Here is a 13,504-nt window from a genome sequence, read left to right on the forward strand (position 1 = left end):
TAGTGCTCTACCCGATAAGTCAGTGATGATGGAAGTGGGGGTTGTGGCTCAACCAAAAGAAAACAGGAATAATGCCGACACGGATCCTTTGGTTACCATCTTCCAGAGAAAAATGAGGATATTGTTTGGAAAATCGTCTGTTCAACACCTGGCTCAACCGTTGGGGGCTCACTCCAGATGGTGAACCGTTTGAAACGCACACATCGCAGCTTTTGCCTGTGGTGGTGGTCAAGGACGGGCAGAAAGCCATACTAAAGATTACCGACGATGACAGTGAACGGATCGGCTGTGAACTCATGGTCTGGTGGAACGGAAATGGCGCAGCGAAAGTACTTGCTCATGCAGCAGGGGCGATTCTGCTGGAACGTGCGACAGGGACAGAGTCTTTAGCGGACATGTCCTGGACTGGCAACGATGCGCAGGCCTGTCGCATTATTTGCCATGCTGCCAGTAGACTCCATCTCTCCCGAAATGCGTCTACGCCTGCGTTAACACCTCTGCACCATTGGTTTCGCGATCTGGCTCCTGCCGCGAAAAAGCATGGCGGTATCCTGACGCGTTGTGCTGCGGTGGCAAACGTACTGCTATCTTCACCCCATGATGAAGTCGTATTACATGGCGATCTACATCACGGCAATATTCTTGATTTCGGAACGAGGGGATGGCTGGCTATCGATCCCAAAGGGCTGGTGGGCGAGCGTGGCTTTGATTACGCCAATATCTTTACTAACCCCGATCTTGCCGAACCTACCAGACCTGTCGCCATTGAGCCGGAAAGATTCACGCAAAGAGTCAACATTGTGTCTGAAATCGCCAGAATTGAACGGCAGCGTTTACTGATGTGGATTGTTGCCTGGTGTGGGTTGTCGTCCGTCTGGTTTCTGCAAGAGGGTGACAGCGCAACGGTACCTCTGCGTATTGCGGAGCTAGCGATGGCAGAACTTGCTTCAGGTGGTAATCAACTTTGATCTACGACACTGGGTTAGTAATTCTTAAGAGTTATCATTAGCCTGGTAAACGTTGTATTAATCAATCAATGAACGGCGGTGTGGTGTGTTGTTGAGCGAAAATTTGACAGGCCGGAAACAATGAACGCATTGTTTTCATTATTAAAAAAACGCCCGAATATTGTTTTGTTGATGGTCTTACTCATCGGGGCAAACATCGTAGCGTGGCTATGGGCTTTCACCGCGTTTGGCAACAACACGTCATTACTGGCACTGAGTCTGATTGCGTGGTGCTATGGTTTGCGCCATGCCGTAGATGCCGATCATATCGCCGCGATAGACAGCGCGACGCGTAAACTTATGCAGCAGAAAAAACGCGCCCTGACGACGGGAGCCTGGTTTTCTTTGGGGCACTCCACCATTGTGGTACTGGCAAGCATTGGCATTGCACTGACCACCAGCGTGTTTAAGCAACATATGGCATGGTTTCAGAATGTCGGCGGTCTGATAGGAACTACGGTCTCTGCCGTATTTTTGCTGATTCTGGCTACCATTAATCTCATTATTTTCTGCCAGGTCTGGAAGGCATTCCGCCATCTTAAACGCACCGGTGCTTACGATGGCGCCACGGAAGATATTACGGTTTCAGGCCCTCTAAACTGGCTTTTCCGCTCAGCGTTTCGGCTGGTAGGTAAAGACTGGCATATGTATTTTGTCGGTTTTCTGTTTGGTCTGGGTTTTGATACCGCCACTGAAATTTCTTTGCTGGGAATTTCTGCTTCAAGCGCGTCCAGTGGCATGTCGGTTTGGTCAATTCTCGTGTTCCCGGCGCTGTTTACCTGCGGTATGGCGTTAATTGATTGTCTCGACAGTATTCTGATGGTTGAGGCCTACGGCTGGGCGTTCAATAAGCCGCAACGCAAGCTCTATTACAATATGACCATTACCGGGACTTCCGTGATTGTTGCTCTATTTATTGGCGGGCTGGAGGCGCTGGGACTTCTCTCTGACGCGTTTTCGCTCCAGGGTGGTTTGTGGGATACCGTCAGCAATTTGAGTGACCATATGGGGAATGTCGGGTTTGCGATTATTGGCGTCTTTATCGGCTGCTGGATTATCTCCGCCGTAAACTACCGTTGGAAAAAATACGACGGACTGACGTTTAGCTGACACAAAAGCAAGCCTTCCAGGAACAGGAAGGCTTTGATCTTTTTAGAACTGACTAATTCGCGTTCACGGGTTGTGGTTTTTCAGCACTCTTTTTCAGGAGCCTGTTAGCCAGCACGCCAGACATCATCGAACCGTTCACGTTTAATGCCGTTCTGGCCATATCGATGACAGGCTCGATAGCAATGAAAATCCCCACCAGCGCGACCGGGAAGTTCAGCGTTGAAAGGACGATCAGTGCAGCAAATGTTCCGCCACCGCCTACACCCGCCACCCCAATAGAACCCAGCGCAATCGCAGGTAGCATGGCGAGCAAAAAATGTACTGATAGCGGATCAATCCCAATTGTTGGAGCAATCATCGCCACCATAATAGCCGGGTAGATCCCGGCGCAGCCGTTTTGCCCCATGCTGGAGCCGAATGAAGCCGCAATATTAGCAATGGTGTTTTGCACGCCAAATTTTTCCTGTGCGGAAATAGCCAGTGGAATAGATGCTGCACTGCTGCGTGAAACAAATGCAAAAGTTAATACTGGCCAGACAGTTTTAAAATAGTGAACGGGATTATTTCCGCTCAGAACCAGTATCAGTGCGTGGACGATAAACATCATCAGAATCGCAAGGTAACAGGCAGCAATAAAGCCTAACAAACTGGCAAATTGTTCAAATCGATATGCGGAAAATACGCCTGCCATTAATGCCATCACACCATAAGGAGTGAGGGCAATAACGATGCGCACCATTTTCATCACCCAAATCTGGATAGCGTTAATACCAGCACTTAATTTTTCACCTTCTTGCGGGGCGTCTTGTTTGACCTTTAATAATGCCACGCCGGCAAGCAGGGTGAAGATAACAATGCCAATGACGGAAACGCTTCTGGCTCCTGTTAGGTCGAGGAAGATATTCGTGGGGATCAGAGATGTAACCAGTTTAGGTAGTGAAATGGCGGCAGTTTTACTCACATCGTCTGCAGTCAGTGTGGACTGCATATGAACAAACGCACTGGCGTCCAGACCTAATACATGCGCAGTCAACAGCCCAATAAAACCGGCAATCATTACCAGACAGAGCATGCATCCGACAATGGTTAACGACATTTTCCCAATGCCAGCGCTGTTTTCGAGCTTATTAATGGCTGAGAGAATAGAGATGAAAATCAGCGGAACCGCAACCAGTTTCAGTAAATTAACATAACCGTTGCCGATAACATTATACCAGTCGATAACTGTTTTACTTTCGTCAGCAGCAATGAGATGCAGGGATAAGCCGATAACGGCACCCATAAAAATAGCGATGAAGACGCTTTTTGAAAGAGAGTGACTTTTTTGGTTGATTCTAAAAATTGCCCATGAACAAACCAAAAAGAACGCGATATACGCAAGTGTTACGAACATATTGTAGCCTCTTGCCTCATTCAGCACCTGAAATGCCGGAAAGAGTTTTGTTAGTGCGAAAAAAACCTATGAACCATAAGGGTTCAGGACCGCGACGGATTATAGGGAGGGGGGTGGGCTACAGCCACACAAAAAGTGTGGAACGGCTTCGGATGGCGTTTATATGCCTGTTCTGTAGACGATTGCACGTGACAGTGTAACGTATTGCGAATAATCCAGCCGACCAATGAGATCGGCCCGGTGGCATTACTTCTGCGGCTCGTCGTCCCAGGCGTGCGGTGCGAACAGATAACCTTTGTTGCGTACCGTTTTGATTCGATAGGGTTCAGTCGCGTTATCGAGAAGTTTTTTGCGTAAGCGGGAAATCGCGACATCGACGCTGCGATCCATACCGTCATAACTTACGCCACGCAGGTTCTTTAGCAACGCATCACGGTCCATAATCTGCCCTGCATGGGTTGCCAACTCCCACAGTAATTCAAAATCAGCGGTGGAAAGAGAGATTTGCTCGCCGCCGAGCAGCACGGAGCGGTTGGTGGGATCGATAGTGAGTGTGCCAAAGCGCAGCGTTGTGTGCGGTGTGATGGTTGCCGCCTGAATGCCTTTAGACTGTGCTGAGTGTTCATTCTGGCGCAGGTGCAGGCGCAGGCGAGCCAGCAGCACAGCTGGCGGCGTTGTCTTCAGGATGTAGTCACAGGCGCCCATTTCCAGCGCAAGGATATGGTTCATGTCGCTGTCCAGCGAGGTGAGCAGGACAATCGGGCCTTGCCAGCGCCCGCGTAAATCGCGGCAGATAGTCATCCCGTCTTTGCCCGGCAGCATGATATCTAATAACACCAGATCGGGTTGAACGTGCAGGATTTTCTCCTCGGCCAAATCACCACGAGGTTCAAGGATAACCTCAATATCATGCCGGGCCAGATAGGCTGCAATCAGTGAGCCAACTTCGGGATCATCTTCAACAAATACGATGGTGTTCATATCATTCATTTTGAATATAAAACGCCAACATACACCGCCCCGGTTTTTCCTTCCATTAATCTTTTCTAAACAAGAACGCTTCCGTTATGCTAGAGGCTGATGTTATTGATGTGTTAAGGCAGAGTGATGGGACTCGTTATAAAAGCGGCGCTTGGTGCGCTGGTGGTGGTGTTGATTGGTTTGCTGGCGAAAACAAAGAATTACTATATTGCTGGATTAATTCCACTGTTCCCGACGTTTGCGTTGATTGCACACTACATCGTGGCCAGTGAGCGTGGGATCGAGGCGTTACGTACAACCATTGTATTCAGTATGTGGTCGATTATTCCCTATTTTGTCTACCTTGTTTCACTGTGGTATTTCACCGGGTTTATGCGCTTACCCGTCGCGCTCGGCGGTGCAGTAGTGTGCTGGAGCTTGAGCGCGTGGTTGCTGATCTTTTGTTGGATCAAACTGCACTAACGCAGATGACGCCCGCCATCAAGGGCAAAACTACGTCCGGTGACAAAACAACTGGTTAGTAGGTAGTCAATTAAATCTATGACCTCTTTTTCACCAGGCGCAGTTTTCATCAGTGATTTGTTCAGTGCCTGTTGGCGATACTCTGCATCGTCACCCTCGTTAAACAGGATAAGTGAGGGGGCAATCGCGTTCACTTTCACTTCCGGTGCCAGTTTGCGCGAGAACGAGCGGGTCATATTGTCCAGTGCCGCTTTGCTGGCAGCATAAGCAATGTGCTTGTCGCTGCCGCGCTCCACAACATAATCCGTAAAATGGATGATGTCGCTGGCTGCGTGCCCATGACCGCGTAGCAATCCTTCCAGCGCGTGGTTGAGCAGGTAGGGCGTATTGACATGAATCTGCATCATTGCTGACAGCACGTCAGTCAGCGGCGTACCGGGCTTTTCTGCAAGCCAGGCGCTGGCATTATGCACAATGGCGCGCAAGCCATCGGTCTGTGCTTTGACCTCATCAGCAAAGGCCAGCACGCCTTCATCCGTGGAAAAGTCAGCAGGGATACAAATCGCGCCAGCTTCTCGCAGGCCGTCAATGGCAGGATAGTGTGTACGGTAGCTGACGATAACTGGCTGTTTTTGGTTCAGAAAGTGCCATGCGACGGCGAGGCCGATACGACGACCACCTCCGGTGATAAGAATTGGCAAAGGAGGTTTTTTACCCATTGTTATACTCAGGCTCCATTAAAAACAGCATCTTACAAGATAAAGGGTGTAAGTGGTGTATGAAACATTGATGAGTGGTGCAAACTCATTTGTACACAGTAGCACACAGGAAAAAAGTTGTTGGGGGTTTGTTACAGCATCCTGATTTAGCGGCGAGCACAGAGCTTGTTAAATCCCGCTTTTATAGTCGGGCTTTAGTCGCAGGAGTAATAGAGAGAGAGGGATTAACAATGATTAGTCAATAAAAAAGGGAACCAGAAAACAGGCTCCCCATTTTAACTAGGTCTTCCTAAGCTCTCTCAGCTTATCCATTATTTTATTAAATTCTTCTGTAAACTTTCTGTGATCTCTTTCTTCTGCTTCTTGCAGAATACGCTCTGCTTCAATCCTTCTTGCTTCAATCAATCTCTGTTCTCGTTCTTTGATCTGAATCTTCAATCTCTGTTCAAATTCTGTTATGTCGATGGAAGCAACAATCACCGGATTCTCTAATAGTTGGTAGAGTGGGGAAAATAAATCTGAATACTGATCTACAGCGTCTTCTGGCGGGGGTGAACGATAGAAGGTTAAACCTTTTCTCCATCGTGATAGTTGTGCATAGTTCAGCTTAGGTTTCTTGCCTGTACCTTCATACGCCTCTTTCACAGCATCTAACACAGCGGCAGGTTTTACGTCCTTGCTTATCTTTAACGCTTCTTTCATTCGGCGTTCTTGTGGCTGTGTGCTGTCTCCGAGTAAGATCAGATTTACGTTCTTCATTGTCTACCCTTAAATGATTAAGGAAGCATGATAATACACACAGCCTATTGTGTTCAATCTGATGGCTTCCAATTAGGAAAGATAGCTATCATCATATCTATTGCTTTCTGTTTTGCCTGTGTTGCTGCTTTCTCTGCAAAGGCTTTTAGTTCAGCTTGTGATTCTTCTTCGATACGTTCGACGATACCCGCAAAAATGGCTTTCTGATTGTCTTCTGAAGCGATAGACGCAATAACCTGATTCTGTTCTTGTGATGCTCTTAGTTGCTCTGTAAGACGAGCAACTTCTTCCTTTAGCTTTTCCTCTGTGCTCTTACTAGTGTGTTGCTGTGATCGTACGGGAAATTCTCTGAGGTCATCGGTAAAAAACTTGTTTAACCATCGTTCTTGTAAGCGGCAACCAGCTGCAGCATTTAACCATTTGAGGAAAAAACGGAGGTTTACATGACCTTCTTTTACAGCATGACGTAGTTTTTCTAACTCAATACTTCGTTGAACCGAAACTCCTGTTTCATTGTTAGGCTTCTTAAATGGTTCAAGATCAATAAGTTCTAAAAAATCTGCTGCTGTTAAATCTGACATAATTATTTCCTCTAAAAAAGGCTGGATTAGTCCAGCCTTATTATTTTTAAAGGTACAAAACTGTACTCTTTCTTAGGCATTCCAATACAAGGTGACGCTATCGCCGTGTCCATCGCGGTACACAGTGGTCGTTGGTGTTACATCAGAAGATGGTGTAACAGGGGTTACGATTGATGCTGGGACAACATGAACAACTACCGCAGGGGTAACATGAATTACCACTGGAGTGGGTTGTGGTGCTGGTTGATAGTTGGTGATCGTTTTCACTTCACCTGTTTTCAGGTTAGCCGCTTTTTCTCCGTAATAAGTGGGTCCAAAGTTACCGATTGTTGCAATCCCAAGACTATTAACTGAATGCTCAAAACCGTATTGGCCATCTCGAGTGATGCCTTTGTTCCAACCAAATCCAACATCTTCGTTACCAATATAACCCGCAGTGTGAACGTGAGTATAATCGCCATCTTTCACAGCTACAGTGTGAGAGCGTTGGGTTGGAGAAACAACGTTGTAGCCAATACGCGTAAGCTCGTCATTATGAATGACGTGGGCGGAGTAGGCTGCATTAGCTACGTCATTGTAAGCATGAACGCTGCCATAGGTGTTTACACCATCATTGTAAGCATGAACATTCAGACCACCAACACCTTCATCATAGCTATGAATCGACATTGCTGTTTCGGTGCCATTGGTTACAGCTACGCTATGAGAGCGCATATCAGCAGACACAACAGTTGATGCTTCTTTTGTCACTCCATCACGATTCACTGTGGAGGTACGCATTGCACCATCCTTGCTGATTGTCGTTGTCGCGGAATATTGTTCATTAACACCGTTATAGGCAATGTTTTTAGTGACGACACCATCTTTCACACTGATGGAACGTGTCGTGTTGTCAGCGATGGGGTGATCGCTCATATTGATGGAGCCTTTAGAGAATCCTGTGAATCCACTACCTGCATTCATGCGCTCCGCAAAGTGACCACCAAACGAATGACCACTAAAAGCATGACCAATGTTACCAGCATGACCATGACCACCAAAATTGTGACCGCCCATACCGCCATGGCCACCGTGACCATGAGCAAAAGCAGATATTGGAAGAACCATTAATACTGCAACCACTGATTTCTTAAACATTTTAATACTCCATTTAGGATTAATAGGGAGGTGTCATCATTAATTCTTTATTTATCATTTTGTTTGCCCCTCAATGACTGAATGCTGCCGATTACATAATTAATCGATGCAGTAACAGCTATTAATAAACCTATTTAATTTCCGACATAATTGACGAGGAGGGGGAGCTGGTGGGACCAGCGCACGGGTTTCATTATCATCAAACATAAATATCAACACAACGCCAAGATCAATGCAACACAAGATAAAGCACAAATAGTTAATTGTATGATGATTAATTGTTCTTTTCCTTATGCGTATCTTATGCATGTATTATGCTTTGTATGTGTTCGCTAAGTGTTTCGCCTTTATCTTTTACAAATATGAAAAGTGAACAAAAAATTGAGAAAGTAATGATGTGTTTCAGTGTGTTATGTTGTGATTCATAAGAAGATAAGGCAGATGATCGTGACTGATCGTTATGTCGTAAAGCAGTCTGCGATTGTGAAGTGTAGAAAGAATGACTCGGACTCAATAGAGGTGATCATCGGCATGCGATGATTCATCATTTGAGGAACCGCGCAAAGCGTTTCGCACGCAGCAACAAATAATGTGGGGGTAAGAAGGGAGAGTGAGAACTATTATTTTCGATTAATAAGCGTTAACCATGATATCCCGATAATCCTTTATCAGGATATTCATAGTCCGATATTTTCCGATGCCAGCGACGGGTATAACGTTACCCCATCAGCATCCAGGTAGCCGGCACAGCAGCAACAAGCAGCAGGCCGATCAGCGCCATCTCCTGGCGTTTTAATACGTTTTCATGCGTGTGCGTTTTACGGGCATAAAGGAAAACCAACAGCCCTGGCGCATACAACACCACAGACAACAACAGATGCATCGGACCTGACGCATACAATAACCATATGCCATAAATACTCGCGCCGATACCGACAGCCTTATGAATTGGACGGGTGGCAATTTTTAACAGAAATGCGCCGACCAGCAAATAGGGCACCAGAATCATCTCTGAGGCGATAGTCAGTAACGTATTGTAGTCTGAGCCTGTGAGCCAGATTAGCACAAGGCAGATTTGTACACAGATGTTGGTTAGCCACAGCGATGCCGATGGCGCACCCTGTGCATTCTGTCGCGCAAAAATACGCGGAAACGCTTTGTGCGTGGAGGCGAGGAACGGCACTTCCGCCGCCATAATCGTCCAGCTTAAATAGGCCCCGCACACGGAAACAATCAGACCGGCAGCAATAATAATTTCGCCCCATGGCCCCATCATTTTAACCATCAGACCGGCCATTGATGGATTGCGGATCTCCGCCAGTTCTGGCCGTGCGACAACCCCGAGAGATAGCAGGGTGACTAACAGGTAAACGCCCAGTGCGGCGAGTACAGCCAACAGCGTGGCGCGACCTACATCGCGTTTATTTCTGGCGCGGGCAGATACCACCACCGCGCCTTCCACACCGATGAAAACCCACAGGGTGATGAGCATGGTATTTTTGACCTGCTCCCAGACAGGCACGCCCAACGCGACGCCGGTAAAATCGAGAGTAAAGGTGTCGAGCTTGAACAGCATGAACGCCAGCACGATAAACAGGCCTAGCGGCAGTAGTTTTGCCAGAGTAGCAACCAGGTTAATGCTGGCCGCGGTTTGTACTCCCCGCAACACCAGAAAATGGACTATCCATAACAGTACCGATGCGCCGACAATCGACTGCCAGGTATTACCGTCGCCGAACAGACGTAATTCCGGTGTGTCGGTAAAGAAACTGAGCGCAGAGAAGACGATGACCAGATACGAAACGTTAGCGATAACAGCGCACAGCCAGTATCCCCACGCAGAGCAGAAGCCAATCAACTCGCCGAAACCTTCGCGTGCATAGGTGAAGATGCCGCCGTCCAGTTCAGGACGGATACGCGTCAGGATCAGCATAGCAAAGGCGAGCAAAAGAATACCCGCACCGGTAATCGCCCAACCAATCAGTAACGCAGCCGGACTGGCTACTGCCGCCATATTTTGTGGCAGGCTGAAAACGCCAGCGCCGAGCATTGAGCTTAAAACCAGCGCGGTCAGTGCGCTCAGACCCAATTTCTTTTCCATTTGTATCCAGTTACAAAAACGAGAGTGAGAGAATAATTATTTTGGCAAACCGCATAAAAATGGTGAAAGCCACTAAGGCGCGGGATTTTACGGAGAGAAGAGAACGCATGCAATGGGGATAGAGAGATTTGTGACTAATAGTGTGAAAAGTTGTCTTAATACTGCTGTTTTTGTTTTGTCTGGAAACAGAACTGCGCGAAATTATCAGGTCTACAAGGACTGTAGACCTGATAAGGCATTGGGTATTACTTATACAGATCGGCGCTGATCGTCACGTTGTTACCACGTTCTGACCACTGGCGGGTAATGTGATAGTACTTCGCGCCTTTCTTCGCTGCGCGTTTTGCTACCTGATAAGAGACTTCCGTCATGTTGCCGTAGTTACCGGTGAACTTGATGCTGTCGAACGGTACCATCATGGCGGCGGTCGCTTTGTTCAGCTCTTCAACTTTGGTTCCATCCGGCAGCGTGACAGTGTAACGTCCGCCTTTGGTGGATTGCGTTTCGAAGAAGCGGCCGACTTCAGCACTCGGAGAAGCGGTAGTTGCTACGCCCGGGATCTCAACTTTCTTCGCGGCTTCGCCACCTGCTGCTAATGCGGCACGACCAGCATCTGAATCTGCTGGGATCGCATCAGGGCTTTGTACAATGCGTTTTTTCGCATCAGCTTTATAGATGAATGCAGTAATACGCTGGTTGCCGCCCTGGTTGGCATCGACCTGACGCACGATATAGAAGGAGTAAGCACCTTTCTCTTTCGCTGCTTTGGTGATGGCATCGTTTACTTCCGGCTGGCTACGGTAGAAACCTTGCACTGTAACGGTGTCGTAAGGTTCTATCAGAACGGCCTGATCTTTTGGCAATTCCATAACGCCGTTAATGACACGGTTTTTTGACGCTTCCGCTTTTTCAGCGTCGGCTTTATAGACGTCGGCAACAACGCGCCAGTTACCGCCGCTGCCAAAATCTGAGGTATCAACAACATAAAAGGAGGCTGCACCGTCTTTATCTGCACGGCGCGAAACGGCAGCAACCGCATCACCGATAGCATTAAAACGACCGGTGACCACAATGCGGTCATAGGGTTTCAGGGCAGCCGCTTGCTCCGGCGTCAATTCTGTCGCTGCATTTACAGAAAAAGCAGTCGCAGAAATTAGTGCGGACGCCAGGAGAGTGTTCTTAAGCTTCATAAAAATAATCCTTCGCCTTGCGCAAACCAGGTACTGGTATTGTTATTGACTAGAAACGTCGCTGATTATTGCATTTAAATTGTGTCAGTGTCTGCGTCATTTTTCACTCATCGTGTCACGTTAGGTAACAACAGCGATAACATTTTGTGATATGCCGAAAATTTCGGCGTTTGGTGACCAAAACTGATAAAGCAGTTGAATTTCATAAGTTAATTTAATGTTAATCAATTGTTTTTGACAGGTAGGTAATCATGTTTTGCCGCTTCGCTTGAGCGAATTATCAGCCTTTGTGGGCTATTTTTAGGGCATTTTATCTGTCTGAGGTTCGATTCATCTCTATTTCGCGAATTTCATAATAAATACTGTTTTTTGGCGCTAGATCACAGGCGTCATTTTCAGTAGGTTATACAGAGTTTGTTACTGTTTTATTTTATTGAGGTAACACTGACCTCTCTCGAGAGTGCGCGCATGCCTCGTGCGAACATTGATAAACCATCATCATAATTACAGATGGAAGGGAACATTATGCGAATTGGCATACCAAGAGAACGGTTAACCAATGAAACCCGCGTTGCAGCCACGCCGAAGACGGTTGAGCAGCTGCTTAAACTGGGTTTCAGCGTCGCGGTTGAAAGCGGTGCAGGTCAACTGGCGAGTTTTGACGATAAGGCGTTTGTTCAAGCAGGCGCAGAAATTGTTGATGAAAATGCAGTCTGGCAGTCAGAGATCATCCTGAAGGTCAATGCGCCGGAGGAGGCGGAAATTCCGTTACTTAATCCGGGCACGACGCTGGTGAGTTTTCTTTGGCCCGCGCAAAACCCTGAGCTGCTGCAAAAACTTGCAGAGCGCAACGTGACCGTTATGGCGATGGACTCCGTGCCGCGTATTTCACGCGCACAGTCGCTGGATGCCTTAAGCTCGATGGCGAACATCGCCGGGTATCGCGCTATTGTTGAAGCTGCACATGAATTCGGTCGCTTCTTCACCGGCCAGATCACCGCCGCAGGCAAGGTTCCACCTGCCAAGGTCATGGTGATTGGTGCGGGGGTGGCTGGTCTTGCGGCGATCGGTGCGGCAAACAGCCTGGGCGCTATCGTGCGTGCTTTTGATACCCGTCCGGAAGTGAAGGAACAGGTGCAGAGTATGGGCGCAGAGTTCCTTGAACTGGACTTTAAAGAAGAAGCGGGCAGCGGCGATGGCTATGCCAAAGTGATGTCCGAAGCGTTCATCAAAGCCGAAATGGAACTCTTCGCCGCGCAGGCGAAAGACGTCGACATTATCGTTACCACTGCGCTGATCCCGGGCAAACCGGCCCCGAAACTGATCACCCGTGAAATGGTCGATTCGATGAAAGCGGGCAGCGTAATTGTCGATCTTGCCGCGCAAAACGGCGGTAACTGCGAATATACCGTACCTAATCAGGTGACCACCACCGAGAACGGGGTGAAGGTTATCGGCTATACCGATCTGCCTGGCCGTTTGCCAACGCAATCTTCCCAGTTGTACGGCACGAACCTCGTCAACCTGCTCAAACTGTTGTGCAAAGAGAAAGACGGCAATATCACTGTCGATTTTGACGACGTGGTTGTGCGTGGTGTCACGGTGGTTCGCGAGGGTGAAATCACCTGGCCTGCGCCGCCGATCCAGGTTTCTGCTCAGCCGCAGGCAGCGCCAAAAGCCGCACCTGCGCCGAAAGAAGAGAAAAAACCTGTCTCTCCGTGGCGCAAATATGCGCTGATGGCGCTGGTAGTGATTTTGTTTGGCTGGCTCGCCGACGTCGCGCCGAAAGAGTTCCTTGGTCACTTTACGGTGTTCGCGCTTTCCTGCGTGGTGGGTTACTACGTGGTCTGGAATGTGTCACATGCGTTGCATACTCCGCTGATGTCTGTGACTAACGCCATCTCGGGGATTATCGTGGTTGGGGCGTTATTGCAAATTGGCCAGGGTGGCTGGGTGAGTTTCCTGAGCTTTATCGCGGTGCTTATTGCCAGCATTAATATTTTCGGTGGCTTCACCGTGACTCAGCGCATGCTGAAAATGTTCCGGAAAAACTAAGGGGTAACA

At 48.2% G+C, this 13,504-nt stretch carries 12 protein-coding genes; 4 read left to right on the top strand and 8 right to left on the bottom strand.

Annotated elements, in window-relative coordinates:
- Nucleotides 1-125 precede the first annotated feature (125 nt).
- Together OGX92_RS11815 and OGX92_RS11820 are read left to right on the top strand one after the other, a co-directional pair.
- Entirely contained in the window at nt 126-968 is an 843-nt protein-coding gene (locus OGX92_RS11815) for an aminoglycoside phosphotransferase family protein (protein WP_003832836.1), read from the top strand.
- Nucleotides 969-1,088: 120 nt separating this feature from the next.
- Nucleotides 1,089-2,117 (top strand): HoxN/HupN/NixA family nickel/cobalt transporter, encoded by a 1,029-nt coding sequence (locus OGX92_RS11820; RefSeq protein WP_063941561.1) that lies wholly within the window; start codon nt 1,089-1,091, stop codon nt 2,115-2,117.
- A gap of 52 nt (nt 2,118-2,169) precedes the next feature.
- Here OGX92_RS11820 and OGX92_RS11825 read toward each other — a convergent pair whose 3' ends face one another.
- Complete coding sequence (locus tag OGX92_RS11825; RefSeq protein WP_286586590.1) at nt 2,170-3,510, bottom strand: L-cystine transporter; 1,341 nt, start codon at nt 3,508-3,510, stop codon at nt 2,170-2,172.
- A gap of 246 nt (nt 3,511-3,756) precedes the next feature.
- Nucleotides 3,757-4,500: a two-component system response regulator RstA gene (gene rstA, locus OGX92_RS11830; protein WP_003832842.1), complete on the bottom strand. Its 744-nt coding sequence runs from the start codon at nt 4,498-4,500 to the stop codon at nt 3,757-3,759.
- 117 nt (nt 4,501-4,617) lie between these two features.
- On the opposite strand from rstA, the gene OGX92_RS11835 reads away from it, so the two are divergent.
- Nucleotides 4,618-4,953 (top strand): GlpM family protein, encoded by a 336-nt coding sequence (locus OGX92_RS11835; protein WP_003832844.1) that lies wholly within the window; start codon nt 4,618-4,620, stop codon nt 4,951-4,953.
- Here OGX92_RS11835 and folM read toward each other — a convergent pair.
- From folM to ydgH, 6 genes are all read right to left on the bottom strand, one after another.
- Entirely contained in the window at nt 4,950-5,672 is a 723-nt protein-coding gene (gene folM / locus OGX92_RS11840; protein ID WP_003832846.1) for a dihydromonapterin reductase, read from the bottom strand. The genes OGX92_RS11835 and folM overlap by 4 nt on opposite strands.
- A 279-nt stretch (nt 5,673-5,951) precedes the next feature.
- Complete coding sequence (locus tag OGX92_RS11845) at nt 5,952-6,431, bottom strand: hypothetical protein (RefSeq protein WP_003832848.1); 480 nt, start codon at nt 6,429-6,431, stop codon at nt 5,952-5,954.
- 53 nt (nt 6,432-6,484) lie between these two features.
- On the bottom strand, nt 6,485-7,012 hold the full coding sequence (locus OGX92_RS11850) for a hypothetical protein (protein WP_003832852.1): 528 nt from the start codon (nt 7,010-7,012) through the stop codon (nt 6,485-6,487).
- Between the two features lie 72 nt (nt 7,013-7,084).
- Nucleotides 7,085-8,149 carry a hypothetical protein gene (locus tag OGX92_RS11855; RefSeq protein WP_234662448.1) on the bottom strand — a complete coding sequence of 355 codons (1,065 nt, stop codon included), beginning with the start codon at nt 8,147-8,149 and terminating at the stop codon, nt 7,085-7,087.
- 718 nt (nt 8,150-8,867) lie between these two features.
- Nucleotides 8,868-10,250: an amino acid permease gene (locus tag OGX92_RS11860; RefSeq protein WP_126957135.1), complete on the bottom strand. Its 1,383-nt coding sequence runs from the start codon at nt 10,248-10,250 to the stop codon at nt 8,868-8,870.
- Between the two features lie 245 nt (nt 10,251-10,495).
- Nucleotides 10,496-11,440 carry a DUF1471 family protein YdgH gene (ydgH, locus tag OGX92_RS11865; RefSeq protein ID WP_003832856.1) on the bottom strand — a complete coding sequence of 315 codons (945 nt, stop codon included), beginning with the start codon at nt 11,438-11,440 and terminating at the stop codon, nt 10,496-10,498.
- Nucleotides 11,441-11,965: 525 nt separating this feature from the next.
- Here ydgH and pntA point away from each other — a divergent pair.
- Complete coding sequence (gene pntA, locus OGX92_RS11870) at nt 11,966-13,495, top strand: Re/Si-specific NAD(P)(+) transhydrogenase subunit alpha (protein WP_003832858.1); 1,530 nt, start codon at nt 11,966-11,968, stop codon at nt 13,493-13,495.
- Nucleotides 13,496-13,504: the final 9 nt, after the last annotated feature.

Source organism: Citrobacter sp. Cpo089, assembly GCF_030332695.1.
Taxonomy (GTDB): domain Bacteria; phylum Pseudomonadota; class Gammaproteobacteria; order Enterobacterales; family Enterobacteriaceae; genus Citrobacter; species Citrobacter portucalensis.

What these genes read in the sequence shown, in the direction of transcription:
- OGX92_RS11820 (WP_063941561.1), top strand. Translation starts at nt 1,089, where the DNA reads ATGAACGCATTGTTTTCATTATTAAAAAAACGCCCGAATATTGTTTTG.
- OGX92_RS11825 (WP_286586590.1), bottom strand. Translation starts at nt 3,510, where the DNA reads ATGTTCGTAACACTTGCGTATATCGCGTTCTTTTTGGTTTGTTCATGG.
- rstA (WP_003832842.1), bottom strand. Translation starts at nt 4,500, where the DNA reads ATGAATGATATGAACACCATCGTATTTGTTGAAGATGATCCCGAAGTT.
- OGX92_RS11835 (WP_003832844.1), top strand. Translation starts at nt 4,618, where the DNA reads ATGGGACTCGTTATAAAAGCGGCGCTTGGTGCGCTGGTGGTGGTGTTG.
- folM (WP_003832846.1), bottom strand. Translation starts at nt 5,672, where the DNA reads ATGGGTAAAAAACCTCCTTTGCCAATTCTTATCACCGGAGGTGGTCGT.
- OGX92_RS11845 (WP_003832848.1), bottom strand. Translation starts at nt 6,431, where the DNA reads ATGAAGAACGTAAATCTGATCTTACTCGGAGACAGCACACAGCCACAA.
- OGX92_RS11850 (WP_003832852.1), bottom strand. Translation starts at nt 7,012, where the DNA reads ATGTCAGATTTAACAGCAGCAGATTTTTTAGAACTTATTGATCTTGAA.
- OGX92_RS11855 (WP_234662448.1), bottom strand. Translation starts at nt 8,149, where the DNA reads ATGTTTAAGAAATCAGTGGTTGCAGTATTAATGGTTCTTCCAATATCT.
- OGX92_RS11860 (WP_126957135.1), bottom strand. Translation starts at nt 10,250, where the DNA reads ATGGAAAAGAAATTGGGTCTGAGCGCACTGACCGCGCTGGTTTTAAGC.
- ydgH (WP_003832856.1), bottom strand. Translation starts at nt 11,440, where the DNA reads ATGAAGCTTAAGAACACTCTCCTGGCGTCCGCACTAATTTCTGCGACT.
- pntA (WP_003832858.1), top strand. Translation starts at nt 11,966, where the DNA reads ATGCGAATTGGCATACCAAGAGAACGGTTAACCAATGAAACCCGCGTT.